The sequence below is a fragment of the Bradyrhizobium sp. HKCCYLS3013 genome, assembly GCF_051167615.1.
In the GTDB taxonomy this organism is placed as follows: Bacteria; Pseudomonadota; Alphaproteobacteria; order Rhizobiales; family Xanthobacteraceae; genus Bradyrhizobium.
The window spans coordinates 108779-133839 of record NZ_JBNPTK010000007.1; the positions used below are offsets into that span (position 1 = coordinate 108779).

The following is a 25061-nucleotide window of genomic DNA, read 5'->3' on the forward strand; positions in this document are numbered from 1 at the left end:
CCTTGATCGGAGCAGGCGTGCGCGACGTCGAGCTTATGCTGCGTGTCACGAAGGCTCTCTTAATCGGCTCGCTTGGATTGTCCTGAACGAGCCGCCCGCCTTTGATCCAGGTCCCGTGATGCAGGAGCCAGGCGCGGTTGCGGACATGGTCAAGAACCGCGGAGGCGGCCTACTGCTCCGCCAGCAACTCCCGCACCCGCGGCACCACCACCCGGCCATACAGCTCGATGCTGCGCATCAGCTTCGCATGCGGCAGCGGGCCGGCCGAATACTTCAGTTGAAAGCGCGACAGGCCGAGGGCCTTGATCGTCGCGGCGATCTTCCGCGCCACGGTCTCCGGCGAGCCGACATAGAGCGAGCCGTGGTCGGCCTCCTGCACGAATTCGTCGCGGCCCATCGGCGGCCAGCCGCGCTCGCGGCCGATGCGGTCGCGCATGGTCTTGTAGTCCGGCCACAGCTCCTCGCGTGCCACTTCGTCGGTGTCGGCAACATAGCCGGGCGAATGCACGCCGATCGGCTTCGTCTCGCGGCCGAACTGTTTGATCGCGCGATGGTACAGCTCGACATAGGCAGCGAAGCGTTTCGGATCGCCGCCGATGATCGCGAGCATTAGCGGCAGCTCGTAATGCACCGCGCGCACCACGGACTCCGGGCTGCCGCCGACGCCGATCCAGGCCTTCAGCCGGCCGTGCTCGACCGGCGGGTAGACCAGCTGCTCGCGCAGCGGCGGGCGCAGATTGCCCTGCCAGGTCAGCGGCTGCTGCGGCAGCAGGCTGACGAACAGATCGAGCTTCTCCTCGAACAGCGCCTCGTAGTCCTTGAGATCGAAGCCGAACAGCGGGAAGGACTCGGTGAAGGAGCCGCGGCCGAGGATCACCTCGGCGCGGCCGTTCGAGACGGCGTCCAGCGTCGAAAATCGCTGGAACACGCGGATCGGATCGTCCGAGCTCAGCACCGTCACCGCCGAGCCGAGCTTGATGCGCGAGGTCCGCGCCGCGATCGCGGCCAGCGCCACTTCGGGCGCCGAGATCGCGAAATCGCCGCGATGGTGCTCGCCGAGCCCGATGAAATCGAGCCCGAGCTGGTCGGCCAGCACCGCTTCCTCGACCACGTCGCGGATCACCTGGGCATGCGAGGCCATGTCGCCATCAGCGCCGCGGGTGACGTCGCCGAACGTGTCCAGGCCGAATTCGATCCGTGTGGTCATATCTCATTCCATTGCGTCGGGCCGTCATACGGCGTCACGCCGTCAGCTGGAAGGGGCGGAGCAGGATTGCAAGCGGCTGGAGCGAAACACAGGGTTTCGATGGTGCGGCAACGACAGAATCCCCTGTGGAGAGCTCGCCTGTTGGCTTGAGGCACGTCATGCCCCGGGCATCCACGCCCATCGACATCCGGCGAACGACGTGGATGGCCGGGACAAGCCCGGCCATGACGGTGGAGGGAGGGGGAGAAGGCGGCTCGGTCACCGTCCGCGTGAATGTCAAGGCGGCAAAAAATTCTCTTTCGTTTTTCCAGAAAGTGTGCTCTATTGCATCTATCCTGCCTCATCGATGAGGGGCGTACGCGCGGTCGTCACGAGACGCGAGGCGGGGATGCGGTGGCCGCAGCGGGTCGCAGCGCGGTTTCGCGCCGACGAACGATCCGTTACGGACAGTCAAGTCGCGTGGTCCTGGCCTCCCGGTGCTGAGGTCAAGCCGGATGGCGGTGCGGCAGCGCACCGCGCCGACGATGGGGGCAAGACAGCCGGTCCCCAGGGAGATCGCGAAGCAGCTGTTAAGACCATCGCGCAGGGAAGGCCGGGATGTTCCAGCCGAACCTGTGGTTCCTGCCGCCTGCATTTTTTTCGCAGGCGGGCCATGGGGGCGGCGAGCTCCCGGTCTTCCCTGCGCCCTCACGTTTCGGAGGGCAAACGATCCGGACAAAGCTCGGGCTTGCGCGGCCGCGAGAGCGCGACCGCGTGACCTCGGCCGACGCGATGGCCGGCCGCGCCTCTTGTGCGGTCATGCCATGCCAAAAAATGGGCGTGTGGCGCGGCCGCGCATCACCTAGGCTCCGATCATCGATCAAAACGGGATGACGCACATGGCGACCGGCAGCGACTATCAGATCTTCGAGGCAGGCGACATCGTGCTGCAATCGGGCGTGACGTTCCCGTCACTGCGGCTCGCCTACAAGACCTATGGCACGCTGAACGCGGCCAAGGACAACGTCATCCTCTATCCGACCTCGTTCGGCGCCCAGCACGTCGACACCGAGTGGCTGGTCGCGCCCGGCGGCGCGCTCGATCCGAGCAGCTACTTCATCATCATTCCGAACCTGTTCGGCAATGGCCTGTCGTCGTCGCCCTCGAATACGCGCGAACTGTTCGGCGACGCGCCGTTCCCGTCGATCAACTATCACGACGCGGTCGCGGTGCAGCGCCGGCTCGTGGAGGAGCAGTTCGGGATCAGCCGGATTGCGCTGGTGTATGGCTGGTCGATGGGCGGCATGCAGGCCTATCACTGGGCCGCGCGCCATCCGGACATGGTGGAGCGTGCGGCGGTGGTGTGCGGCAGCGCGCGCTGCTCGCCGTATAACCATCTGTTCCTGGACGCCGTGAAGGCGGCGCTGACGGCCGATCCCGCGTTCCGCAACGGCCGCTTCGTCGAGAAGCCTGTCGCCGGCCTGCGCGCCATGGGCCGCATCTATGCCGGCTGGGCGATGTCCTATGAGTTCTACCGCGACGAGGCCTGGCGCGAGCAGGGTTTTGGCTCGCAGGAGGACTATCTCGCCGCGACCTGGGACTTAGCGTTCGCGCATCGCGATGCCGACAACCTGCTGGCGCAGATCGCGATCTGGCAGGGTGGCGACATCAGCAATTGCGCGGCGTTCGGCGGCGATCTCGATCGGGCGCTGGCGGCGATCAGCGCGCACATACTGCTGATGCCGGGGCAGACCGACCGCTATTTCGACTGGCGCGACAACGAACGCGAGCTGCCGAAACTGGTCAACGCCCGTTCCGCCGTGCTGCGGCCGATCCCCTCGATCCACGGCCACCGGGCCGGCAATCCCGTCCGCATCCCGGCCGATCACGACTTCATCAAGGCCAACGTTTCCGCGCTTCTCCAGAGCTGACACCCGAGTTCGACATGACCGACGTGCCCACCGACGAATTCGCGCCCCGCCCGAAGCTGCTGACACCGCCGGTGTTGCAGCAGCTCTGCACGCGCTCCAACCTGCAGGGCGCGCTCCGCACGCTCAGCCATTACGGTGCGATCATCGGGGTGGGTGCGCTGATCGGAGTGATCGCATCGACGCATGGTGCGCTGTGGGCGCTGCCCTTGCTGCCGGTGCAGGGCGTGCTGATCGCGTTCCTGTTCATGGCGGTGCACGAGACTGCGCACAAGACCGCGTTCGACAGCCGCAGGCTCAACCTCGCGATCGGCAATCTCTCCGGCTTCCTGATCGGACTGCCCTATGAATATTACTGCCTGTTCCACTGGGAGCATCACCGCCACACCCAGGATCCCCTCCGCGATCCGGAGCTGATCGTCGGCCCCAAGCCGCGCTCGGAGACCCAGCTTGCGATCGCCTATTCCGGCCTGGTCCAGGTGGCCGGCCGTCTCAGGCTGCTGCTGAAGCATGCGGTGACCGGTGAGGTGACGGTGCCCTGGGTCCCCGCCGGCCGCCGCGCCACCATCGTGCGCGAGGCGCGCGCCTACGCCGCAGGCTACGCGCTGCTCTTGATCGGCTCGTTCGCGCTGCACAGCGCGCTATTGCTTTGGATCTGGGTGCTGCCGCTGCTGCTGGGACAGCTGGTCCTGCGGCCTTATCTCTACGCCGAGCACACCGGCTGCGATCATGCCAAGAGTGCCTTCCAGAACACCCGCACCACCTTCACCACGCAGGTCGTGCATTGGCTCGCCTGGAACATGCCCTATCACGTCGAGCACCACGCCTATCCGGCAGTGCCGTTCCACGCGCTGCCGAAGCTGCATGCGATCGTCGACGGCGAGATCAAGCATCGCGGGCAGGGCTACCTCGCCGTGACGCGGCACACCCGGGCATGGTTTCGCGCTCAGTGGAAGGAAACGAAGTCTCATCCATCATGAGTTCGGGTCCGAGTTATCGCCGCTCGGCCGGTGCGCTCCCTCTCCCGCTTGCGGGCAGGGCTATCGCATATGGCGATCGATGTTTTGCGCCCATCTCCCTCCGCGTCGTCATGGCCGGGCTTGTCCCGGCCATCCACGTCGTCCGGCATGCTGAGAACGACGTGGATGCCCGGGACGGAGCCCGGGCATGACGATGTGGAGACGGTTTCGCGACACACTCAGAGTGGCCATATGCGATAGCCCTGCGCTTGCGGGGGAGGGCTGGGTGGGGGCGCCACAGCGGCAGTCTTTCCAGAGCATCCCCCGCCCGCATCGCATCTGACGATGCGATGCGACCTCCCCCGCAAGCGGGGGAGGCGCAGACCGACCACGTCGCTAAAGATTTCGGCAAACCATTGCACTCGACCGGTGCGCTACTTCCCGGCACCCGCCTTATGGGGGAGGCTCAGTCATTGGCGCCGCGCTGATGTCATCGCTGTGCCGTCAGCTCACCGCCACCGCTCGCGCATTCGCGCGCCAAGATCGATGCGCGGCCCCTGGCTCGCCACCGCCGCGCCCCTCTGCGCCCGCGGCCAGCTGGTCCGCTCGAACAGCGGCACCAGCGCTTCGGGAATGAACCGCGTGCGGGAGGCATAGACATGACGATCGCCGCGCACCGGCTGGCCGTGGACGAAGAAGCGCTGCGGCACCAGGAGATGCAGATCGTCCTTGGCGCGGGTCATCGCGACATAGAGCAGCCGGCGTTCCTCCTCCAATTCGGCGCTGGAGCCGGCGCCGAGATCGGATGGCATGCAGCCGTCGACGACGTTGAGGACGTGTACGGAATTCCACTCCATCCCCTTGGCGGAATGGATGGTGGAGAGGATCAGATAGTCCTCGTCGAGCAGGGGCACGCCGGCCTGATCGGAGGTGGCGTCGGGCGGGTCGAGCGTCAGCTCGGTGAGGAAGCGCTCGCGCGAGGGATAGCCGCTCGCGATCTGCTCGAGCTGCAGCAAATCGGCGGTGCGGACCTCGGCGTCGTCGTGGACGCGCTCGAGATGCGGCTGATACCAGTGCCTGACGCGCTCGATATCTCCGGGCCATTGCGAGACGCGCAACTGCCCCAGCGTGCGCACGAACGCGGTCCAGTCCTCGCCGGCGCGCGCCGGGGCGGCCTGCTCGCACAGCCGCGCGATCGGATCGGCGCTGTCGCTGATGGCATCGAGCAGGCGCTGCGCCGAAGCCGGCCCGATGCCCGGGATCAGATGCAGCACGCGGAAGCCGGCGATGCGGTCGCGTGGATTGGCAACGAAGCGCAGGCAGGCCAGCACGTCTTTCACGTGAGCGGCATCGAGGAACTTCAGCCCGCCGAACTTCACGAACGGGATGTTGCGGCGCGTGAGCTCGAACTCCAGGGGACCGCTGTGCGACGACGTGCGGAACAGCACGGCCTGCTGTTTCAGCACGATGCCTTCCTCGCGCTTCGCCAGCACCTGCTCGACGATGTAGCGCGCCTGGTCGGTCTCGTCGCCGACGGTCACGAGCTGCGGCTTGCGCGAGCTCGTGCGGTCGGTCCACAGATTCTTGGTGAAGCGCTCGCGCGCCAGCCCGATCACGCCATTGGCCGCCGTGAGGATCGGCTGGGTCGAGCGGTAGTTGCGGTCGAGCGTGACGATGTCGGCGCGCGGGCTGAACTGATCGGGAAAGTCCAGGATGTTGCGCACCGTGGCGGCGCGGAAGGCGTAGATCGACTGCGCATCGTCGCCGACCACGGTGAGGCCCGCCCCAGTCGGCTTCAAGCCGAGCAGGATCTGCGACTGCAGCCGGTTCGTGTCCTGATATTCGTCGACCAGCACGTGATCGAATCGATCGCCGATCTCCCGCGCGATCGTGTCGTCCGCCATCATCTGCGCCCAGTACAGCAGCAGATCGTCGTAGTCGAGCACGGCATTGGCCTGCTTGGCCTCGACGTAAGCGGCGAACAGGCCCTTCAGCTCGCCGGCCCATTCCGCGCACCACGGAAAGTGCCGCACCAGCGCTTCCTCCAGCGGCATGTCGGCGTTGACGCAACGCGAGTAGATCGCAAGGCAAGTGCCTTTGGTCGGGAAGCGCCGCTGCGTGTTGGACAGGCCGCGCTCATGCCGCACCAAATTCATCAGGTCGGCGGAATCCTCGCGATCATGGATCGTGAACACAGGGTCGAGGCCGACGCGCTCGGCGTAGTCGCGCAGCATCCGCGCGCCGAGGCCATGAAACGTGCCGGCCCAGGTCAGGCCCGCGGTAACGGCCTCGGCCTGGCCGCCCAGCACCTTGCGGGCGATGCGCTCGACCCTGCGGCTCATTTCGCTCGCCGCCCGGCGCGAGAACGTCATCAGCAGGATGCGGCGCGGATCGGCGCCATTGACGAGCAGATGCGCGACGCGATGCGCGAGCGTGTTGGTCTTGCCCGAGCCCGCGCCGGCAATGATCAGCAGCGGCGGGCCCGGCGCGGCGCAGGCACCGCCATGCTCGACGGCGCGGCGCTGCTCCGGATTGAGATCGTCGAGATATGTCGCAGCCGTGGCCTGCACGAATCGTCCCTCAGCCTGCAAGAATCAGTGATTTGCGCCGCATGTGCAACGCGATGGCCCGGTCGCGGCAGCGTTTTACATGATTCGCAACCGGTCTTTTTTGCCACGGTTGCCCACAGAGCGTCCGCCAGCCGCTTGCGCTGGCGCGCGTGCACTCCTATCCAATCAGCCCCGTCACGAATCTCGGAAGAACACCGTGTCGAATTTTGCCTCCATCATTGCCGCTGAGCTCGCCGTCAGGGATGCCCAGGTCCAGGCCGCGATCGACCTGCTCGACGGCGGCGCGACCGTGCCGTTCATCGCGCGCTACCGCAAGGAGGCGACCGGCATGCTGGACGACACGCAGTTGCGCACCTTGGAGGAACGGCTGCGATATCTGCGCGAGATGGATGCACGGCGCACCGCGATCATCGAGAGCATCAAGTCGCAGGGCAAGATGACGCCGGAGATCGAGCTGGCGCTCGCGACCGCCGACACCAAGGCCCGGCTCGAGGACATCTATCTGCCGTTCAAGGAGAAGCGCCGCACCAAGGCGCAGATCGCGAAGGAAGCCGGGCTCGAGCCGCTTGCCGACATGCTGATCGGCGATCCCATGAAAAATCCGGAAGACGAGGCGAAGGCATTCATCAAGAAGGACGGCGACAATCCGGTCAAGGACGTCAAGGCCGCGCTCGACGGCGCCCGCGCGATCCTGGTCGAACGCTTCGCCGAGCACGCCGACCTCGTCGGCTCGCTGCGCGAGGAGATGTGGACTCGCGGCGCGGTGAAATCGTCCGTGCGGCACGGCAAGAAGACCGAGGGCGCCAAGTTCGCCGACTACTTCGATTTCGCCGAGCCCTTCACCAAGCTGCCGTCGCACCGCATCCTGGCGATGCTGCGCGGCGAGAAGGAAGAGGTGCTGCAGCTCGATTTCGGCGATGGGGAGCCGGAGGATTCGAAGGATCCGTCGCTGTACGAGAACCGCATCGCGGTGACGTTCGGCATCTCGCGCCAGGGCCGCCCCGCCGATCAGTTCCTGTCGGACTCCGTGCGCTGGGCCTGGCGCACGCGCATCAAGACCTCGCTGGCGCTCGATATCCGCATGCGTCTTTGGCAGGAGGCGGAGAAGGAGGCGGTGCGCGTGTTCGCGGCGAACCTGCGCGATCTGCTGCTCGCCGCCCCCGCCGGCGGCCGCGCCACGCTCGGGCTCGATCCCGGCTTCCGCACCGGCGTCAAGGTCGCGGTCATCGACCGCACCGGCAAGTTCGTCGATCACGCCACGATCTATCCGCACGAGCCGCAGCGGCAGTGGAACGAGAGCATGCTGACACTGGCGCAACTCTGCGTGAAGCACGGCATCGATCTCGTCGCCATCGGCAACGGCACGGCGTCGCGCGAGACGGAGAAGCTGGTCAACGATTTGATGAAGCTCAAGCCGGATCTCAAGCTGACCAAGGCGATCGTGTCGGAAGCCGGCGCGTCGGTCTATTCGGCCTCGGAGTTCGCCGCCAAGGAATTCCCCAATCTCGACGTCTCGATCCGCGGCGCGGTCTCGATCGCGCGCCGCCTGCAGGATCCGCTCGGCGAACTCGTCAAGGTGCCGCCGGCCTCGATCGGCGTCGGCCAGTATCAGCACGATCTCAACCAGTATGAGCTGGCCCGCGCGCTCGATGCCACCGTCGAGGACTGCGTGAACGCCGTCGGCGTCGATCTCAACACCGCCTCGGCGCCGCTGCTGGCGCGGGTGTCGGGCATCGGCGAGAGCCTGGCGCAGAACATCGTCGCGCATCGCGATGCCAACGGTCCGTTCCCGACCCGCGACAAGCTTAAGGAGGTGCCGCGGTTGGGTCCGAAGGCGTTCGAGCAGTGCGCCGGCTTTTTGCGCATCCGCGACGGTGACAACCCGCTCGATGCCTCCGGCGTGCACCCGGAATCCTATCCGGTCGTGAAGAAGATCCTGGAGACGACAAAGAGCGACATCAAGGTGCTGATCGGCGACACCAAGACCTTGAAGACGCTCAATCCGGCGAAGTTCGCCGACGAGCGCTTCGGCGTGCCGACGGTCACCGACATCATCAAGGAGCTGGAGAAGCCGGGCCGCGATCCGCGTCCGGAGTTCAAGACCGCGACCTTCCAGGAGGGCGTCGAGAAGATCACCCATCTCAAGCCGGGCATGATCCTGGAGGCGACCATCACCAACGTCGCCGCGTTCGGCGCCTTTGCCGATATCGGCGTGCACCAGGACGGCCTGATCCACATCTCGGCGATGTCCGAGAAGCGCATCAACGATCCGCGCGAGGTGGTGAAGCCGGGGCAGGTCGTCAAGGTCAAGGTGCTCGACGTCGATGTGCCGCGTAACCGCATCTCGCTGACGCTTCGGCTGTCCGATCCGCTGCCGGCGAAGGGCGAGAAGCGGACCAGCGCACGGCCGCCTGCGGGGCGCATGACCACGCGTGAGGAGAAGCCGTCCGGCGGCGGCGCGTTCGCCGCGGCGATGGCCAAGGCCGCGGAGCGGCGCAAGGGCGCCTGAGGCGGATGGTGATGAGGCGCCGCGGAGGGCATGTCTCGTCTGCGGCGCCATCTCTGCGGCGCCATGGCATTCGGCGTCGTGTCGTTGCCGCCTTCCCTATCTCCGCGGCCACGCGTACATTGGTCGGCGGGTTGTGAGTGGGGACCGCGCATGACGAACCGGACCGTGATCATTGCCGGCGCGACCGGGCTGGTGGGACGGGAGTTGCTTCGCGGTCTGCTTGCCGACCCGACCGTGAGTCATGTGCACGTCGTCGGCCGCCGCGCGCCGCCTGACCATTCGCCCAAGCTGACGGCGCATGTCGTGGATTTCACCGCGCTGCCGTCCCTGCCGCCGGCCGACGAACTCTATCTGGCTCTCGGGACCACGATCAAGGTGGCCGGGAGCCAGGCCGCCTTCCGCGCCATCGATCACGACGCAAACCTCGCCGTCGCCAGGGCCGCGCTCGCGAGCGGCACCAGGCGCGTCGGTCTGGTCAGCGCGATGGGGGCAGATAGCACGTCGCCCGTCTTCTACAGCCGGGTGAAGGGTGAGCTCGAGGATGAGCTCACCGCGCTGCCCTTCGAGGGACTGGTGATCGCGCGGCCTTCGCTGCTGGTCGGCGCGCGGACGGAGCTGGGACAGCCGAGCCGGCCGGGCGAGGAATGGGGCAACAGGCTGAACAACATCATCGGCTTCCTGATCCCGGCGAACTACAAGCCCATCGCCGCGGCGGACGTCGCCAACGCGCTGCTCATGGCTGTTCCTACAGTTGCCGGCAAGCGAGTGATGCTGTCAGGGGCCATGCGCCGATGATCGAGCCTGCCGCTCTTGCGTAGCGGCTTGGTCTCGCCATTTATGAAAAATCGAATTCGATTGGTGGGTTCGGCGATCTCCGTAGTTATACGGCTCATCGCCTGCGACTGTCGGGGTCTTAACATCTTAACCATATCTGGCTGTTAGTTGTGCATCGAGGAAAAACGAGCCCGGTGTTTCATGCGCAGACAGCTGCTTGAATTTTGTTTCTTGGCATTGGTGGGAACCCTGCTCGGATCCCAAGCGGCGACGGCGTCTCCGCGAATGGTGTCGCTGGTCTTCAACTCGCAGGTTCAGAATCCGCAGCAGGTCGGGTCGGACGAATTTCGCGTGAAGCTGCAGGCGCTGGCCGGCAAGCGGCTCATCATCGATGAGCGTGCGGGCAACGCATTCGGCAGCGAGGCGGCGGTGCTGGCTGCAACCCGGAGCGGCGCGGTGGACGTGGCCGTGGTGTCCGGCGGCATCGCCAGCGCGGTGGTGCCCGAGCTCGGCGTCTTCGACATCCCGTTCCTGTTTCGTGACACCGCGCATGCCAAGGCGGTTGCGCAAGGGCCTGTCGCCGCCGCGATCGGCGCCAAGTTCGCCGACAAGGGACTGGTGCTGCTGGCGCTCGGCAAGCAGGGCTTTCGCAATCTCACCAACTCAAAGCGTCCGGTCCGTACCGTCGATGACGTCAAGGGCCTCAAGATCCGCGTCATCCCCAATCCGGTCTACCAGATGACCTTCAAGGCGCTGGGCGCCGACGTGATGCCGATGGATTTCCCACTGGTCTATGCCGCGCTCAAGGACGGCCGGCTCGACGGTCAGGAAAATCCGGTCGCCACCATCGCGGCCAATCGCTTCGACGAGGTGCAGAAATATCTGACGCTCACCGGGCATTTCTTCGCGCCGATCGCTTTCGTCGCCAACCGTGCGATGTTCGACCATCTCGATGCGGCGGACCGTGATGCGCTGGTTGCCGCCGCCAAGGCGGCTGCGGAGGTCACCTGGCAGGCCCAGCTCGATGCGCAGAAGCTCGATGAGTTGCGCAAGGCCGGCATGGAGGTGATCGAGACGTTCGACCGCAAGACCTTCGTCGACGCGGTCAAGCCGCTCGATGCCGACTTCGAGAAGCGCTTCGGCAAGGAGCTGCTCGCCACCATCAGGTCCACTCCGTGAAACAGCCGGGCAAATCGATGAAACTGTCTTCTCTGATGTCTTGGATCGGTGTCCGCCCGCGAATCTTCGGCGGCTTCGCCCTGATCCTGAGCTTCCTGGTGTTGCTCGGCGGTTTCGCCATGATCCAGGTCGGGCGCATCGGCGGCACCGTGGATGAGCTCGTCACCAGCGCGGCCGGGGACGCCGGCATGTCGCAGGTGCGCGCCGCGCTGCTCGGTGCCAACGGCGCGGTCGAGAGATTCATCCGCACCTGGAACGTCGGTGACAAGGATGCGGCCAGCAAGGCGATCGACGCCGTCGGCGGTCTCGCCGATCAGGTCGAGAAGCAGTCCGGCCGTCTGAAGGTGCTGGCTGACGGCGTGGGCCCGGTGCGAAGCGCGCTGGCGGCCTATCGCGCATCGTTCGTTGCCGCGGCCGAGGCCGTGGACCGGCTGCGCGCGGCGACCACCAAGACCGACGCATTGGGCGCCGTTGCCGGCATCAACATCGGCGGCATCCAGGTGGCCCTCGCCAATCGCGCTGGCAGCGAGCCGCTGATGAATCCGTTGCGTCTGGCCAGCGTCGTCGACGCGGTTCGCATCGCGGTGATGCGCTATACCAACACGTTGTCGAATGGCGATGCCGACGATGCCAGGCTCACCTTCGTCTATGCGAAGCTCGCGATTGCCGATACGGAAGTCGAGATCGCAGGTGTCGATGATGCCAAGCTGAAGGCGCTGGTTGCTGCGCTGAAAGAGGCTCTGACGGCCGATGCCGCTGCGCTCGAGGAGGTGATCAAGGTGGCCGCGGACCTGCGCGCCAAGCAGGCGGAACTCGCCAAGGCGAGCGCCTCGATCGATACCCAGGTCAGCCAGATCAACCGGCAGCTTGGGACCGCGCGTGCAGAGCAGGCCGCGAGGACCGGCGTCGCGGTCGAAGATACCAAGCAGACCGTCGTCGTGACGGCAGCCGCAGCGGTGATATTCGGAGCGGTGCTGGCCTGGCTGATCGGCGCCAGCGTGTCGGCGCCGATCCGCGGCATGACCGACCGCATGCAGTCGCTGGCGGCCGGCGAATTGGATCAGCCGATTCCCGGTGGTGAACAGCGCGACGAGATCGGCCGGATGGCGCGCGCCGTGGAGATTTTCCGTGACAATGCGCTTGCTGTCCGCCGCATGGAGCAGGAAGCGGCGGCACAGCGTGAAGCTGCGGAGGCCGAGCGCGCCCGCATGATGTCCGATCTGGCTGGCCGGTTCGAGCAGGGCATGCAGGGTGTCATCACCGGCGTCGGCGGGCGTGCGACCGAGATGGGCGAGAGCGCCAGCGAGCTGGCACGCGTCGCCGAACGCGGCCGCGGCCTTGCGGAAGCGGTCGCCAGCCGGGCCGAGCAGGCGTCCGTCAATGTGCAGACCGTGGCCTCGGCGACCCAGGAGCTCGCGGCCTCGATCAGGGAGATATCCTCCCAGGTGCAGCGCTCGGTCACGGTGTCGACCCGGGCGACGCACGAGACCCAGCGGACGTCCGAACTGATCGACGGGCTGTCCAGCGCGGCGGAGAGGATCGGCACCATCGTGCAACTGATTCAGGCGATCGCGAGCCAGACCAACCTGCTGGCGCTCAACGCCACCATCGAGGCGGCGCGTGCCGGCGAGGCCGGCCGCGGCTTTGCGATCGTCGCGAGCGAGGTGAAGAATTTGGCGTCGCAGACCGCGCAGGCGACGGAGCAGATCTCGAGCCAGATCGCGACCATCCAGAGCGCGACGCAGGAGACGGTCGGCGCGATCGCCCAGTTCGGAACGACGGTGCGGGAGATCGCCGAGATCTCCAATGCGATCGCCGCCGCGGTGGAGCAGCAGGGGGCCGCAACCAGCGAGATCGCCCGCAACGTCGAACAGGCGGCCAGCGGCACGGCGGCGGTGACGCAGGAGATCGGCGACGTGCGCAACGTGGCCGGGCAGACCGATGCCGGCGCTGAAGCTGCGCTGGCGGCGGCCGCCGCGCTGCAGCAGCAGGCCGCTTCGCTGAGGAGCAATGTCGCCGACTTCCTGCAGACGATCCGGACCGCGGCCTGAGCCGCAAAGCCGGTGGTCACTGGAGTTGACGCAGGGGACGCCGGCTCGCACTCTGGGGCATGACCGAGCACCAGCCGCGCTCCCTTGCGCTTCCCGTCGACGGCGCGGGCGTCGTGTCCGCGCTGTTCATGGCCCCGCCTCGGCCGCGCGCCTGTTTCGTGTTCGCCCACGGCGCGGGCGCCGGCATGAGCCACGTCTTCATGAGCCAGACCGCCGCAAGCCTTGCCGCACGCGGCATCGCGACGCTGCGCTTTCAGTTTCCCTACATGGAGAAGGGAAGCAAGCGCCCTGATCCGCCCGCGCTCGCCCACGCCGCGGTGCGGGCGGCCGTGGCGGAGGCCGCGCGGCTCTGTCCGGGGCTGCCGCTCGTCGCGGGCGGCAAGTCGTTCGGGGCGCGCATGACGTCGCAGGCGCAGAGTGCAGCGCCGTTGCCGGGCGTGGCCGGGCTCGCCTTTCTCGGCTTTCCACTTCACCCCGCCGGCAAGCCCTCCATCGCGCGCGCCGATCATCTCGACGCGATCGAGGTCCCGATGCTGTTCCTGCAGGGGACGCGCGACAAGCTTGCGGAGATGGAGCTGCTCGCGCCCGTCGTGAGGCGGCTGGGACCGCGCGCGACGTTGCATTGGCTCGATCAGGCCGACCACGCCTTCCACGTGCCTGCGCGCTCCGGCCGGAATTATCAGGCCGTCATGGACGAATTGACGGGGGCATTTGCGGTGTGGCTTCAGGCGCTCGAAGCCCGTGCCGGCTGACGCCCCGCAGCGGCCGTTTCTGAAAAAGTGATATGAGAACAAAAATAGAACTTCCATGTCGTCAGAGGTTGAGGCATAGTCGTACTCAAGGGCATGGGAGGGGAGTCCGATGAAGTCAGCGGTGTTGGCAGTGTCGGTGTGTGCGCTCGGCGTGCTGATGCAATCTGCAACTCCATCGTTCGCCGATGCCCGGTTGACCGCCATGGTGACCGTGAAGGGAACTTGCCAGAAGCTCATCGTCGCTGGAAAGGATCGCAGCTCGGAATGCAAGGGCGCGCTGCTCAATACCGACTATGACGATCAGCGCACCGGCTTCTACTTCACCTTGCTCGACGGCAGCATCGTCACGTTCTCGAATCGTGGCGATCTGCAGGAGCAACCTGGCCCCGACAAGTTCGTCACACCGGTCGACATGATGATCTTTGGCCAAAGTCGGACGGCGATCAACAGGGTGATGGCCAAGGGGCAGTGCCGCCACGGCAATCCATTCAAGGGACCCGACCTGATCGAATGCGCGGCTGACAGCGAGATCGGCCGCTTTGAAGGGCTGTTTCTGTCCAATGGCGAGAAGCCGGTGATGCAGACGTTCTGAGGCCGTCACCCTGTGCACAAGCAGGATGAACCAGCGGGAGGCTTCGTCGCGACGTCGCCCATCGTCATTCGGCCACCGTGTGGTACTCGCGGCAAAGGACCGGACCGCCGACTGCAAGGGTGCCTTGCTCAATACGCGCTACAGTGATGGACGAGCCGGCTTCTATTTCGTGATGCTCGACGGAGGGATGATGACCGTCTCGAGCCCCGGCGATGTCGAACAACGGCAGCCCGCGAACGCGCGCGCCTATCCCGTCGATATGATCATCTTCAAGGTGGATGGTGACATCCGCAAGCTCACGGCCAAGGGGATGTGCCGCGCGAAAAATATGGCCGGCGCTCTGTCGGGCTTGACCTGTCGGGCGGGCAGTGAAGCTGGGCGGTTCGAAGATGGGTTTTCCGCTGAGACCAAGGCAGTCGAGACCACGCCAACCGAGTCCAAGGCAGCCGGCACCAAGGCGGCTGGGAGCAAGATGCCCGGCCTCTGAGGCTGCGATCCCCTGAAAATTTGGCGCGACATCAGGCTCGAAATATTGCAACAAGTCGGCGTCATCGTTGGGCCGGGTGTGCGGGTCGCCAGATCTTGGAGAGTGTGATGTTCCGATGCGTTGGCTTCGTCCTGGGGCTGCTCTGGAGCCTCGTAGCAATCGGCACTGCGCTGGCCGACGACGCCAAGCTCCGGATCGGCGTTCTCCGGCTATCCTCGTCCGCGCCGGTGTTCATCGCGCTGGACAAGGGCTACTTCCGCGACGCCGGCCTCGACGTCGAGCTGAAGTTTTTCGATGCAGCGCAACCGATCGCCGTGGCGACGGCCACGGGCGACGTCGATGTCGGGGTGACCGCCTTCACCGCGGGATTGTACAACCTTGCAGGCAAGGGCGCGTTGAAGATCATCGCCGGCATGAGCCGCGACCGCCCGGGCTTTCCGCTGATCGGCTACTTTGCCAGCAACAAGGCCTATGAGGCAGGTCTCAAGACGCCGAAGGACATTGCCGGCAAGCGCGTGGCGATGACCCAGGTCGGGTCGAGCTTTCACTACTCGGTGGGGCTGCTGGCCGACAAATACGGCTTCAAGCTCGGCGACGTGAAGATCGTGCCGCTTCAGTCGATGTCCAACATGTCGGCCGCGATCAAGGGCGAAACCGTCGACGCGGCGCTGATGCCGGTTTCCGTCGCGCGCAAGCTGATGGAGGAGGGTGCCGTCAAACATCTCGGCTGGGTCGGCGACGAGACGCCGTGGCAGGTCTCCGGCGTGTTCGCCGGGCCGAAGACGCTGGCCAACACGGCCCTGGTCGGCAAGTTGCTGGCATCGCTTCAGCGCGCCGAGCGCGAGTATCATGATGTCGTGCTCGCCTCGGTCAAGGACGGCACTGCCGCCATCGACGACAAAACCAGGCCATTGCTGGAGATCATCGGCAAGTACACCAACCTGCCGGTCGAGCAGGTGGTGGGCAATTGCGCCTATATCGATCCCGACGGCAAGCTCGACGTGAAGAACATCGACAGCCAGATCAAATGGCTTCAGGCGCAGGGTTTCGCGGACCAGGGCTATGATGCGGCTGCGATCATCGCCAAAGACCTCGTGAAGCCGGATTGATGAAGGCAGGCACGGTGCGGACCTGCAGCGGGATCGTCTGACATGGACCTGATCGCCGAGGCCATCAGCCACCGTTTCGACGCGCTCGAAGTGCTCGATGGCGTGTCGTTCACGGTGGGAGCCGGCGAGGTGGTGGCCATCGTTGGACCGTCCGGCTGCGGCAAGAGCACGCTGCTGTCGATCCTCGGCGGGTTGTTGCAGCCGAGCAAGGGGCAGGCGCTGCTGCGCGGAGCCCCGCCGCCCGGCAGCCTCAATCCCTTGACGTTCGTGTTCCAAGACTTCGCGCTGCTGCCGTGGGCGAGCGTCGCCGATAACGTCGCGTTTCCGCTCCTCCATACATCGCTGTCGACGCAGCAGCGCGCCGCCGCCGTCGACGATGCGTTGCAGCGGACCGGGCTGGCCGACTTCCGGACCGTCTATCCCAAGCAGTTGTCGGGCGGCATGCGCCAGCGGGTCGGCATTGCCCGGGCGCTGGCGGTCCGCCCGGCGATCCTGCTGATGGATGAGCCGTTGTCGGCGCTGGACTCGCAGACCCGCGAGCTCTTGATGGAGGATTTCGTCGATCTGCTGGCCGACGGCACCATGGGGGCGATCTATGTCACGCATAATCTCGAGGAGGCGGTGCGGCTCGCCGATCGCATCGTCGTGCTGTCGCGCCGTCCTGGCCGCATCCGGAGGGTCGTCAGCGTCCCGGCGACGCGGCGCAGCCGCGGTGATGCCGGAGTGCGCGCGCAACTGCTGGACCTGCAGAACGAGCTCTGGGGGCTGATCCGGAGCGAGGCGATCGATGCCGAGCGCGAGGTTCAGAATGCTTGAACGGTCCCCGGCCGAACCGCCCGAGGTCGCCGGCAAGCAGGGCAAGAAGGTGCCGTTCCGCGGCGGCGGCTTCACGCCGGCCGCAAGCCGCTGGGCCGGCTGGCTGGCGCTCGCGGCGGTTCTCGGCCTGTGGCAACTGGTCGGCAGCCTCGGGCTGGTCAATCCCCTGTTCCTGCCGGCGCCGCTGACGATCCTGGGCGCGCTGTATCGATTGGCCGAAAGCGGCGCGCTCTGGCAGCATGTCTCGGCGTCGTTCGTGCGCATCGTATCCGGCTGGGCGCTCGGCACCGCCACAGGCATCGTCGTCGGCTTCGCGATCGGCCTCTGGCGCATCGCGCGCAGCATCGGCATCACGTTCGTCTCTGCGCTGTTTCCGATTCCGAAGATCGCCGTGCTGCCGCTGCTGATTCTCTGGCTCGGCATCGGCGAGCAGCCGAAGATCGCGACGATCGCGCTCGGCGTGTTCTTCTCGACCACGATCTCGGTCTATAGCGGCGTCGATGCGGTGCCGCGCAATTTGATCCGCATGGCGCAGAGCTTCGACGTGCCGTTCCCGACCATCGTCCGCCGCGTGATCTGGCCCGGGGCGCTGCCATCGATCCTCGCCGGTTTCCGCATCACCGCGTCGGTGGCGCTGATGCTGGTGGTTTCGGCGGAGATGATCGGCGCCGAGACCGGCATCGGCACTTTCGTGCTGCAGGCCGGCAATCTGATGCAGACCGATCAGCTGATGGCGGGGATCCTGATCCTGTCGCTGTTCGGTCTCGCCGTCGGCCGGTTGATCAGCATGCTCGAAGCGCGGCTGCTGCGCTGGCGGTGACGGACCGGCGTCACGCGTTGCCGCGATCCTCGCGGAACAGGTCGAGCTTCTCCTGCACCGGGCGATCCGAGAACGAGAACAGCACGGCATCCTCGTCCGGCTCATGGCTGACCCATTGCCAGCTCGGAACGACGAACAGATCGCGCGGGCCCCATTCGAAGGTCTGGTCGCCGATGCGGCTGCGGCCCTTGCCCTCGATCGCGGTGAACACGGTCGCGTCGGTCGAGCGATAGCGCGCGGTCTTGAAGCCCTTGGGCAGCAGCTGGATGAACGTGCCGATCGTCGGCATCGCGAAATCGCCGGTCTCGGGATTTGAGAATTTCAGCTTCAACCCGTGGCAGGCGTCCCATTCCTCGCTCCGCTTCGCGCTCTCCAGCGCCTCGCGCGTATAGATGTAGGGATAGTTGAAGATCGGTGATGTCCTGGATCTGCGCTTGGCGTCGACCGGCAGGAGGTTATGTCCGTAGCGCGCGAAGCTGTCGCCCGCAGGGCGCGCGACCTTCTGCTGGTCCTCCTGCGCGCCTTGCGCGAACGACGCGTCGAGAAACTGCACCAGCGGAATGTCGAGGCCGTCCAGCCAGAACATCGGCTCGGTGGTCTCATTGCCGTGATCGTGCCAGGTCATCGAGGGGGTGATGATGAAGTCGCCCGGTTCCATCAGGGTGCGCTCGCCCTCGACGGTGGTGAAGGCGCCCTTGCCTTCCAGTACGAAGCGCAATGCCGACTGGCTGTGCCGATGGGCGGGGGCGACGTCGCCCGGGATCACCATCTGAACGCCCGCATAGAGCGAGGTGGTGACCTTGGATTGCCCGCGCAGGCCGGGATTTTCCAGGATCAGCACCCGGCGCTCGGCTTCCTTCGCCGTGATCAGCCGCCCGGCCTCGATCATATAGTCGCGGATCGCCGCGAACTGCCACAGATGCGGCCGACAGGCGCTCTTCGGCTCGGGCGTGATGAGATCGCTCATCACGGTCCACAGCGCCGTCATGTTTTCGCCGTCGATCTTCTTGTAGAACGCCTCGCGCTCCGGTGTCGAAACCGCGGCCATGCGCGCCTCCCGTGATCAGATGTCGTTCTTGATTGACAGTATACTGCCAATTTGATTACCGTCAAATACAACCAGAGCTATCGCATCGGGAGGACTGCCATGATGAAGCTGCACGGCTATTTCCGCAGCAGCGCATCCTATCGCGTCAGGATCGCGCTCAACCTCAAGGGTCTCACGGTCGAGCACCTGCCGCATCACCTCCGCAAGGGCGAGCAGCGCGCGCCCGCCTATCTCGCGCTCAACCCGCAGGGTTTGGTTCCGGCGCTCGAGGACGACAGCGGCGCCACGTTGATCCAGTCGCTTGCGATCATCGAATGGCTCGACGAGACCCATCCCGAGCCGCCGCTGCTGCCGAAGGATCCGTTGCGACGCGCCCAGGTCCGCGCCTTCGCGCAGGTGCTCGCCTGCGACACCCATCCGGTGCAGAACCTGAAGGTGCTGGCGCGGCTCCGGGAGCTCGGCCTGCCCGAGGACAAGGTCACGGCCTGGGCCGGCTGGGCCAATCGCGAGGGGCTCGCTGCCTGCGAAGCGCTGATCAAGCATGAGCCCGGACCATTCTGCTTCGGTGCCGCGCCGACCCTGGCGGATCTGTGTCTCGTGCCGCAGCTCGGCAATGCACGCCGCTTCGGCGTCGATGTCGCAGCGTTCCCGCGCCTGCTGCAGGCCGAAGCCGCGGCGAAGGCGCTGCCGGCCTTCGCCGATGCTGCTCCGGAGCGTCAGCCCGATGCCGAGTAGGCCGCCCGACATCACGATGGACGCAGTCTACACCAAGCCGGGCTATCTGTTCCGGCGAATGCAGCAGATTGCGGTGTCGATCTTCGTCGAGGAGTGTCGGGAGTTCGACCTGACGCCGGTGCAATACGCGGCGCTGGTCGCGATCCAGACGCACCCGGGCATCGATGCCACCCGGTTGTCGGCGGTGATCGCCTTCGACCGTTCGACGCTCGGCAGCGTGATCGAGCGGCTGGAGAGTAAGGGCCATATCGAGCGCAAACCGTCGGCCGAGGACAAGCGCGTCAAGCTCCTTTACCTGACCAGAACGGGTGGCGCACTGCTCCGTGCGATCATGCCGGCGGTTGATCGCGCCCAGGCCCGCATGCTGGCGCCGCTGAAGGCCGCGGATCGCAAGATGCTGATGGCCCTGCTGGCGCAGCTCGTCGATCTCAACAACGAGGTCTCGCGGGTGCCGCTGCGCGCCGAGGATGCACTGGAGCATCTTGGCAAGGCCGGCTGATCGCGGAGCTCCGCGGCTCTCGGGCGGACGGCGTCGATTCACAGCCGCATCACCGCCTGGCGATCGATCTTGCCCGTGCCTGTCTTCGGCAACTCGTCGAGGAACACGATCTCGCGCGGATATTTGTAAGGCAGCAGCTTCGTTTTCACGTAATCCTGCAGCGCCTTGACGGTTGCGGGCTCGTCCCTGGATCTGCCGTTGGTGACCACCACGGCCTTCAGGCTCATGCGACGATCCGGCAACTCGTGCGCAAACACGGCGCACTCCCGGATATCGGGATGCTCGGCGAGGCAGAGCTCGACTTCGAGCGGATAGACCCATTGTCCGGAGATCTTGACCAGATCGTCGGCGCGGCCGCGGAAGAAATGGAAGCCGTCGGCATCACGCACGAAACGGTCGCCGGTGTAGATCCAGCCGCCATCGCGGATCGTCTCCGCGGTCTTGTCCGGACGGTTCCAGTAGAGCGGCGTGTTCGAGTCGCCGCGTACCCAGAGAATGCCCTCTTCGCCGGTGGCGACCTCGCGTCCTTCGCCGTCGCGCAGCGCGATCTCGTAGCCGGGGACGCGCAGTCCGGCGGCGCCGAGCTTCTTGCGGTCCTCGCGGTTCGAGAGATAGACGTGCAGCACCTCGGTCGAGCCGAGGCCTTCGACGATCTCCAGGCCGGTCAGGCTCTTCCAGCCGTTGAAGACCTCGGCCGAGAGCACCTCGGCCGCGGAGACCGCGAGCCGCAGTGACGAGAAGTCCGCCTCCTTCGCACCCTCGGCCTTGGTGAGCGCGGTGTAGAGCGTCGGCAGGCCGAAGAACACGGTGGGACGGAAGCGGCTGATCGCATCGAAGATGGCGGCGGGTTTCGGCTGGCCGGGCAGCAGCAGCGTCGTCGCTCCGGCCGAGAATGGAAAGGTGATCGCGTTGCCGAAACCGTAGGCGAAAAAGATCTTGGGCACCGAGAAGCAGATGTCGTCCGGCGTCAGCTGCAGCACGTTGCGCGCGAACGCCTGCTCGCTATAGGCCATGTCGTGCTGCAGATGGACGATGCCCTTGGGGCGACCGGTGGAGCCGGACGAGTACATCCAGAACGCCATCTCGTCGCGGTGGGTGTCGGCCTCCGCCAGCTCATCGGTGAAGTCGGGCAGCCAGGCATCGGCCGCGACCGTCGTCGCGACGGCGGTGGCCGGCGCCTCGCCATTGACGACGACCAGCGTGCGCAGCGCGGTCTCGGCGCAGGCCTGGGCGTCGAACCGTGCGGCAAACTCGGCGTCGGCGACCGCGACCTTGGCGCCGGAATCAGCCAGATAGAATTGCAGCAGATCCGGCGGCGTCAGCGTGTTGATCAGCAGCGGCACGAAGCCGGCGCGCACTGCGCCGAAGAACGCGGCCGGATAGGCCGGTGTATCGTCGAGGAACAGCAGGACACGATCGCCGCGGCTGAGCCCGAGCGCGGCGAAGCCGTTGCCCCAACGGCAGGCGTCGGCACACAGCTCGGCATAGCTGCGCTGGCCGGCGGGACCGATCAGCGCAGCCTTGTCGGCGTTGCCTCTGGCGAGATTGTCGAACAGCACACGGCTGGCATTGTAGCGGGCGGGAATCGCGAAGCCGATCTCGCGCGCGCCGGCGCTGTCGCGCGGAACCTTGTCGGCGATCTCGTTCGTCATCCGTGCGCTCCCGTGCGCCGAGCTGCCTCGTAGCGGGCCATGAATTGCGGGGCCATCGCCCGCAGCCTGGAATCATCGATGCGCCCGGACCGGGTGATATAGCTGTAGGCGAAATCCAACAGGCCGAGCGTCATGTGGGCCGGGAAGGATTCATACCAGTCGCTGCTGGTCCGGGCCGCCGTCACCAGCTTCTTCACGATTGGCTGCCGCTCGGCCTGATAGCGGGCGAGGCCGTCGGAGAGACTCCTCTCGGCATCGAGCGCCTTGGCGAGCGCGATCGCGTCCTCGATCGCCAGCCGCGTCCCGGAGCCGATCGAGAAGTGCGCGGTATGCAGCGCGTCGCCGATCAGCACCATGTTCCGGTGCCACCAGTGCTCGTTCCAGACCCAGGGGAAATTGCGCCATACCGATCGGTTGGAGACCAGCGCGTGACCATCGAGCGTGGCGGCAAACACCTGCGCGCAGACGCGCCGGGATTCATCGACCGACATCTCGGCGAAGCCATAGGCGTGCCAGGTGGCGCGATCGCATTCCACCAGGAACGTGCTCATGTCCGGCGCATAGCGATAATGGTGCGCGTTGAAGCTGCCGTGGTCGGTCGCGACGAAGGTCTGCGACAGCGTCGCGAATGTCTTCGACGTGCCGTACCAGGCGAACTTGTTGCTGGAGTAGGACACGGAGAAGCCGAAATCGCCTTCGAAGCTGCGGCGGACCAGCGAGTTCAGCCCGTCGGCAGCGACGATCAGATCGTAGCCTGCGAGCTGGTCCAGCGACTGGACGGTCGTGCCGTAGCGGGCGACGACGCCGACGCTCTCGGCGCGGGCCTGCAGCAGCTTCAACAGCTCGAGCCGGCCGATCGCGGAAAAGCCGACGCCGTCGATCTCGACGGTCTCGCCGCGCAGATTGAGCGTGATGTTGCGCCAGCTCTCCATGCGCGGCGCGATCGCGTCCACGGTGTCGGGATCGTCGGCGCGCAGGAATTCAAGCGCCTGGTCGGAGAACACGACGCCAAAGCCCCAGGTCGCTCCAGCCGGATTCTGCTCGAACAGATCGACCACGGCGGCGGGGTGCCGCTTCTTCCAGAGATAGGCGAAATACAGCCCGCCAGGGCCGCCGCCGAGCACGGCGATGCGCAAGGACGTCCTCCATATTGACAGTATACTGTTTATTTTGGACCGGAGACTAATCCCTCATCCTGATCGAGGCCAGAGAAATCTTATTGCTGGAGATCGGGCCGCCGGCCGCGCGTCATTTCGGTGGGCCTCTGCCGAAGATGGTGTCGAGCGCGGCGAAATAAGTGCTCTCGACCAGCTCCGGCGCATGCCGGCCGAGCGCCTCCATCTTCACGCCCGAATTGATTTCGAGCACCTGCCAGCGTCCATCGGCCAGCACGAGGTCGACCGATGCGTAGCGGATGCCGATGACGCGCGCCGCCGCGGTGGCGAGGGCAGCACAGAGGTCCCGTTGCGCGCCGGGTTCGAGCAGCTCGGGTTGAGCCCCGAATTCGAGATTGTGGCGCCAGCTCAGCAGGCGCTGCTCGCCACGCGGCACGACGGCGCGCAGCGCAGACGCGTCGAATTCCGCGTCGAGGCGCCGCAGGAGTTGCGCGTGTCCCGCGGCCGGAGTGGCCGCCAGCGCGAGGTCGCGGAGCGACTTGACGCCATCGCCCATCACGATGGGGCGCTGCTTGCGATAGACGATCATGGCTGCGTCATCGAGCTGCACGACCCGGACTTCGTCGATGATGTCCATGAGCGGCGCGATCGCGACGTTCGCGTCGGTCTCGAAGATGCCGTTCACTGCGCGCAGCAGGTCATCCTTCGCCGTGACGCGGACCACCGACCGCCCCGAGGTGCCCTCGTTGGGCTTGACCACCAGCCCGCGCGGATGCGTTTCGAGCAGCGCCAGCACGGCCTCGGCCGTCTGGCCGGACTGGCCGCCAAGGACCGGCGCCAGAAAGAATGCGTGTGGAACCGCGGCAATCCCGTCGGCTCTCAGCAGCGCCGAGGTCGCCGCCTTGTCACAGGCCAGTCTGTGCGCCACCGCACTGTTCAGGCCGAGATCATAGCCGAAGATCAGGTGACGCCGGGTGGCATCCTCGAGCACCAGCAACCAGCCGTCCTCCCGCACGTCGAGCGCGATGCCTCGTTCGACGCAATAGCGGGTGATGGCGGCGAGCTGGGTCTGCGGATGGTTAATCATTGCTCAAGGATTGGGCCGGAGATGCGGAATTAAAGTGCTGGAAAATCGGAATCTCGGCAAGTAAATTACCCACATCGTTTGTGTACGAATGAACGGCCGATCGAGGCGATTCCGGGCATCAGCCGGCATGCATTTGATCGTGATCAATGGTGCGTCCACGCGGGTTGATTATTCGCTGTTTTCACGTACATCAGGCGCCGAAATCGCTGGATCTATAGGGTTTTTGCGGTCCTGCCTCCGTCACGACTTGTTTCTTCCAACTTCAGCCCACGTGAAAAAACAAACGACATGAGCGCGTTCTATAAAGAGAAAGTTCTTTCCGTTCACCACTGGACGGACACCCTGTTCTCCTTCCGAGCCACCCGCGATGCGGGCTTCCGCTTCCAGAATGGTCAGTTCGCGATGATCGGCCTTGAGGTCGAGGGCCGGCCGCTGCTGCGCGCCTACAGCATGGCGAGCGCCAATCACGAGGAGGAACTCGAGTTCTTCAGCATCAAGGTGCAGGACGGTCCGCTGACCTCCCGGCTGCAGAAGATCAAGGAAGGCGACACCATCCTGGTCGGCCGCAAGGCGACCGGGACGCTGATCCCCGACAACCTGCTGCCCGGCAGCCGGCTGCTGCTGCTGTCGACCGGCACCGGCCTTGCCCCGTTCGCCAGCCTGATCAAGGACCCCGACGTCTACGAGCGGTTCGAGAGCATCGTGCTGGTCCACGGCTGCCGCCAGGTCGCCGAGCTTGCCTATGGCGAGAGCGTCGTCGCGAAGCTGCGTGAGGACGAGCTGTTCGGAGAGCTGCTCGACGGCAAGCTGCAGTATTATCCGACCGTCACCCGCGAGCCGTTCCGCAACCGCGGCCGCATCACCGACCTGATCTCGTCGCAGCAGCTGTTCAACGATATCGGCCAGCATGAGCTCGATATCGCCAAGGACCGCATCATGATGTGCGGCAGCCCGGCGATGCTGGAGGAGCTCAAGACCATGTTCGAATCCCGCGGCTTCCTCGAAGGCAGCGGCAACGAACCCGGCCATTTCGTGATCGAGAAAGCGTTCGTCGAGCGCTGAGCCGCCAAGCTTCCGACTTTGACACTTTCGAAAGAGCGCCTCGACGCAATCGGGGCGCTCTTTTCGTTGGCAATATCCTCCTTGCGCGTTTCGAAGCGGCCGTGCGATTTTCGGCAGCAAGACCGGACCTG

General features: G+C 65.9%; 21 protein-coding genes. 15 read left to right on the forward strand and 6 right to left on the reverse strand.

What is annotated here, in order from left to right; translation table 11 throughout:
- Nucleotides 1–169: 169 nt before the first annotated feature.
- A complete protein-coding gene (locus ACQR1F_RS15145; RefSeq protein WP_434913374.1) occupies nucleotides 170–1207 on the reverse strand; it encodes an LLM class flavin-dependent oxidoreductase in 1038 nt (345 codons plus the stop codon).
- A gap of 878 nt (nucleotides 1208–2085) precedes the next feature.
- On the opposite strand from ACQR1F_RS15145, the gene ACQR1F_RS15150 reads away from it, so the two are divergent.
- Nucleotides 2086–3117, forward strand: a complete 1032-nt coding sequence (locus ACQR1F_RS15150) for an alpha/beta fold hydrolase (RefSeq protein ID WP_434913375.1) — start codon at nucleotides 2086–2088, stop codon at nucleotides 3115–3117.
- Between the two features lie 14 nt (nucleotides 3118–3131).
- Nucleotides 3132–4094, forward strand: coding sequence for a fatty acid desaturase family protein (locus ACQR1F_RS15155; RefSeq protein ID WP_434913376.1), 963 nt, complete (start codon nucleotides 3132–3134; stop codon nucleotides 4092–4094).
- Nucleotides 4095–4582: 488 nt separating this feature from the next.
- Here ACQR1F_RS15155 and ACQR1F_RS15160 read toward each other — a convergent pair whose 3' ends face one another.
- Nucleotides 4583–6643 (reverse strand): ATP-dependent helicase, encoded by a 2061-nt coding sequence (locus ACQR1F_RS15160; RefSeq protein WP_434913377.1) that lies wholly within the window; start codon nucleotides 6641–6643, stop codon nucleotides 4583–4585.
- A 196-nt stretch (nucleotides 6644–6839) separates the two neighbouring features.
- Here ACQR1F_RS15160 and ACQR1F_RS15165 point away from each other — a divergent pair, with 196 nt between their 5' ends.
- The 10 genes from ACQR1F_RS15165 (at nucleotide 6840) to ACQR1F_RS15210 (ending at nucleotide 17732) form a co-directional block, all read left to right on the forward strand.
- A complete protein-coding gene (locus ACQR1F_RS15165) occupies nucleotides 6840–9152 on the forward strand; it encodes a Tex family protein (protein ID WP_316216806.1) in 2313 nt (770 codons plus the stop codon).
- 165 nt (nucleotides 9153–9317) lie between these two features.
- A complete protein-coding gene (locus ACQR1F_RS15170) occupies nucleotides 9318–9947 on the forward strand; it encodes a nucleoside-diphosphate sugar epimerase (RefSeq protein ID WP_434913378.1) in 630 nt (209 codons plus the stop codon).
- Nucleotides 9948–10211: 264 nt separating this feature from the next.
- Nucleotides 10212–11105, forward strand: a complete 894-nt coding sequence (locus ACQR1F_RS15175; RefSeq protein ID WP_316216804.1) for a TRAP transporter substrate-binding protein — start codon at nucleotides 10212–10214, stop codon at nucleotides 11103–11105.
- A gap of 35 nt (nucleotides 11106–11140) precedes the next feature.
- Nucleotides 11141–13156, forward strand: a complete 2016-nt coding sequence (locus ACQR1F_RS15180) for a methyl-accepting chemotaxis protein (protein WP_434913446.1) — start codon at nucleotides 11141–11143, stop codon at nucleotides 13154–13156.
- 59 nt (nucleotides 13157–13215) lie between these two features.
- Entirely contained in the window at nucleotides 13216–13908 is a 693-nt protein-coding gene (locus ACQR1F_RS15185) for an alpha/beta hydrolase family protein (RefSeq protein ID WP_434913379.1), read from the forward strand.
- A gap of 109 nt (nucleotides 13909–14017) precedes the next feature.
- Complete coding sequence (locus ACQR1F_RS15190; RefSeq protein ID WP_316183156.1) at nucleotides 14018–14500, forward strand: hypothetical protein; 483 nt, start codon at nucleotides 14018–14020, stop codon at nucleotides 14498–14500.
- Nucleotides 14501–14525: 25 nt separating this feature from the next.
- Complete coding sequence (locus tag ACQR1F_RS15195; protein WP_316183155.1) at nucleotides 14526–14987, forward strand: hypothetical protein; 462 nt, start codon at nucleotides 14526–14528, stop codon at nucleotides 14985–14987.
- A gap of 107 nt (nucleotides 14988–15094) precedes the next feature.
- On the forward strand, nucleotides 15095–16096 hold the full coding sequence (locus ACQR1F_RS15200; RefSeq protein ID WP_316239352.1) for an ABC transporter substrate-binding protein: 1002 nt from the start codon (nucleotides 15095–15097) through the stop codon (nucleotides 16094–16096).
- Between the two features lie 42 nt (nucleotides 16097–16138).
- On the forward strand, nucleotides 16139–16912 hold the full coding sequence (locus tag ACQR1F_RS15205) for an ABC transporter ATP-binding protein (protein ID WP_316183153.1): 774 nt from the start codon (nucleotides 16139–16141) through the stop codon (nucleotides 16910–16912).
- Entirely contained in the window at nucleotides 16905–17732 is an 828-nt protein-coding gene (locus ACQR1F_RS15210; protein WP_434913380.1) for an ABC transporter permease, read from the forward strand. The genes ACQR1F_RS15205 and ACQR1F_RS15210 overlap by 8 nt, the downstream gene beginning before the upstream one ends.
- Nucleotides 17733–17742: 10 nt before the next feature.
- On the opposite strand, the gene gtdA is transcribed toward ACQR1F_RS15210, so the two are convergent.
- Nucleotides 17743–18780 (reverse strand): gentisate 1,2-dioxygenase, encoded by a 1038-nt coding sequence (gtdA, locus tag ACQR1F_RS15215; RefSeq protein WP_434913381.1) that lies wholly within the window; start codon nucleotides 18778–18780, stop codon nucleotides 17743–17745.
- A gap of 102 nt (nucleotides 18781–18882) precedes the next feature.
- Between gtdA and maiA the strand changes: the two genes are divergently transcribed.
- Together maiA and ACQR1F_RS15225 are read left to right on the forward strand one after the other, a co-directional pair.
- On the forward strand, nucleotides 18883–19515 hold the full coding sequence (gene maiA, locus ACQR1F_RS15220; protein WP_434913447.1) for a maleylacetoacetate isomerase: 633 nt from the start codon (nucleotides 18883–18885) through the stop codon (nucleotides 19513–19515).
- Nucleotides 19505–20014: a MarR family winged helix-turn-helix transcriptional regulator gene (locus tag ACQR1F_RS15225; protein WP_315800540.1), complete on the forward strand. Its 510-nt coding sequence runs from the start codon at nucleotides 19505–19507 to the stop codon at nucleotides 20012–20014. The genes maiA and ACQR1F_RS15225 overlap by 11 nt, the downstream gene beginning before the upstream one ends.
- 38 nt (nucleotides 20015–20052) lie before the next feature.
- Here ACQR1F_RS15225 and ACQR1F_RS15230 read toward each other — a convergent pair whose 3' ends face one another.
- The 3 genes from ACQR1F_RS15230 to ACQR1F_RS15240 form a co-directional block, all read right to left on the reverse strand.
- Nucleotides 20053–21666 (reverse strand): benzoate-CoA ligase family protein, encoded by a 1614-nt coding sequence (locus ACQR1F_RS15230; RefSeq protein ID WP_434913382.1) that lies wholly within the window; start codon nucleotides 21664–21666, stop codon nucleotides 20053–20055.
- Entirely contained in the window at nucleotides 21663–22802 is a 1140-nt protein-coding gene (locus ACQR1F_RS15235) for an FAD-dependent monooxygenase (protein ID WP_434913383.1), read from the reverse strand. The genes ACQR1F_RS15230 and ACQR1F_RS15235 overlap by 4 nt, the downstream gene beginning before the upstream one ends.
- A 112-nt stretch (nucleotides 22803–22914) precedes the next feature.
- Entirely contained in the window at nucleotides 22915–23868 is a 954-nt protein-coding gene (locus ACQR1F_RS15240; protein ID WP_316216794.1) for an ATP-grasp domain-containing protein, read from the reverse strand.
- Nucleotides 23869–24156: 288 nt separating this feature from the next.
- Here ACQR1F_RS15240 and ACQR1F_RS15245 point away from each other — a divergent pair, with 288 nt between their 5' ends.
- Complete coding sequence (locus tag ACQR1F_RS15245) at nucleotides 24157–24930, forward strand: ferredoxin--NADP reductase (protein WP_315715287.1); 774 nt, start codon at nucleotides 24157–24159, stop codon at nucleotides 24928–24930.
- Nucleotides 24931–25061: the final 131 nt, after the last annotated feature.

Coding starts and splice junctions, on each gene's coding strand:
- ACQR1F_RS15145 (WP_434913374.1), bottom strand. CDS start 1,207: ATGACCACACGGATCGAATTCGGCCTGGACACGTTCGGCGACGTCACC.
- ACQR1F_RS15150 (WP_434913375.1), top strand. CDS start 2,086: ATGGCGACCGGCAGCGACTATCAGATCTTCGAGGCAGGCGACATCGTG.
- ACQR1F_RS15155 (WP_434913376.1), top strand. CDS start 3,132: ATGACCGACGTGCCCACCGACGAATTCGCGCCCCGCCCGAAGCTGCTG.
- ACQR1F_RS15175 (WP_316216804.1), top strand. CDS start 10,212: ATGGTGTCGCTGGTCTTCAACTCGCAGGTTCAGAATCCGCAGCAGGTC.
- ACQR1F_RS15180 (WP_434913446.1), top strand. CDS start 11,141: ATGTCTTGGATCGGTGTCCGCCCGCGAATCTTCGGCGGCTTCGCCCTG.
- ACQR1F_RS15185 (WP_434913379.1), top strand. CDS start 13,216: ATGACCGAGCACCAGCCGCGCTCCCTTGCGCTTCCCGTCGACGGCGCG.
- ACQR1F_RS15190 (WP_316183156.1), top strand. CDS start 14,018: ATGAAGTCAGCGGTGTTGGCAGTGTCGGTGTGTGCGCTCGGCGTGCTG.
- ACQR1F_RS15195 (WP_316183155.1), top strand. CDS start 14,526: ATGAACCAGCGGGAGGCTTCGTCGCGACGTCGCCCATCGTCATTCGGC.
- ACQR1F_RS15200 (WP_316239352.1), top strand. CDS start 15,095: ATGTTCCGATGCGTTGGCTTCGTCCTGGGGCTGCTCTGGAGCCTCGTA.
- ACQR1F_RS15205 (WP_316183153.1), top strand. CDS start 16,139: ATGGACCTGATCGCCGAGGCCATCAGCCACCGTTTCGACGCGCTCGAA.
- ACQR1F_RS15210 (WP_434913380.1), top strand. CDS start 16,905: ATGCTTGAACGGTCCCCGGCCGAACCGCCCGAGGTCGCCGGCAAGCAG.
- gtdA (WP_434913381.1), bottom strand. CDS start 18,780: ATGGCCGCGGTTTCGACACCGGAGCGCGAGGCGTTCTACAAGAAGATC.
- maiA (WP_434913447.1), top strand. CDS start 18,883: ATGAAGCTGCACGGCTATTTCCGCAGCAGCGCATCCTATCGCGTCAGG.
- ACQR1F_RS15225 (WP_315800540.1), top strand. CDS start 19,505: ATGCCGAGTAGGCCGCCCGACATCACGATGGACGCAGTCTACACCAAG.
- ACQR1F_RS15230 (WP_434913382.1), bottom strand. CDS start 21,666: ATGACGAACGAGATCGCCGACAAGGTTCCGCGCGACAGCGCCGGCGCG.
- ACQR1F_RS15240 (WP_316216794.1), bottom strand. CDS start 23,868: ATGATTAACCATCCGCAGACCCAGCTCGCCGCCATCACCCGCTATTGC.
- ACQR1F_RS15245 (WP_315715287.1), top strand. CDS start 24,157: ATGAGCGCGTTCTATAAAGAGAAAGTTCTTTCCGTTCACCACTGGACG.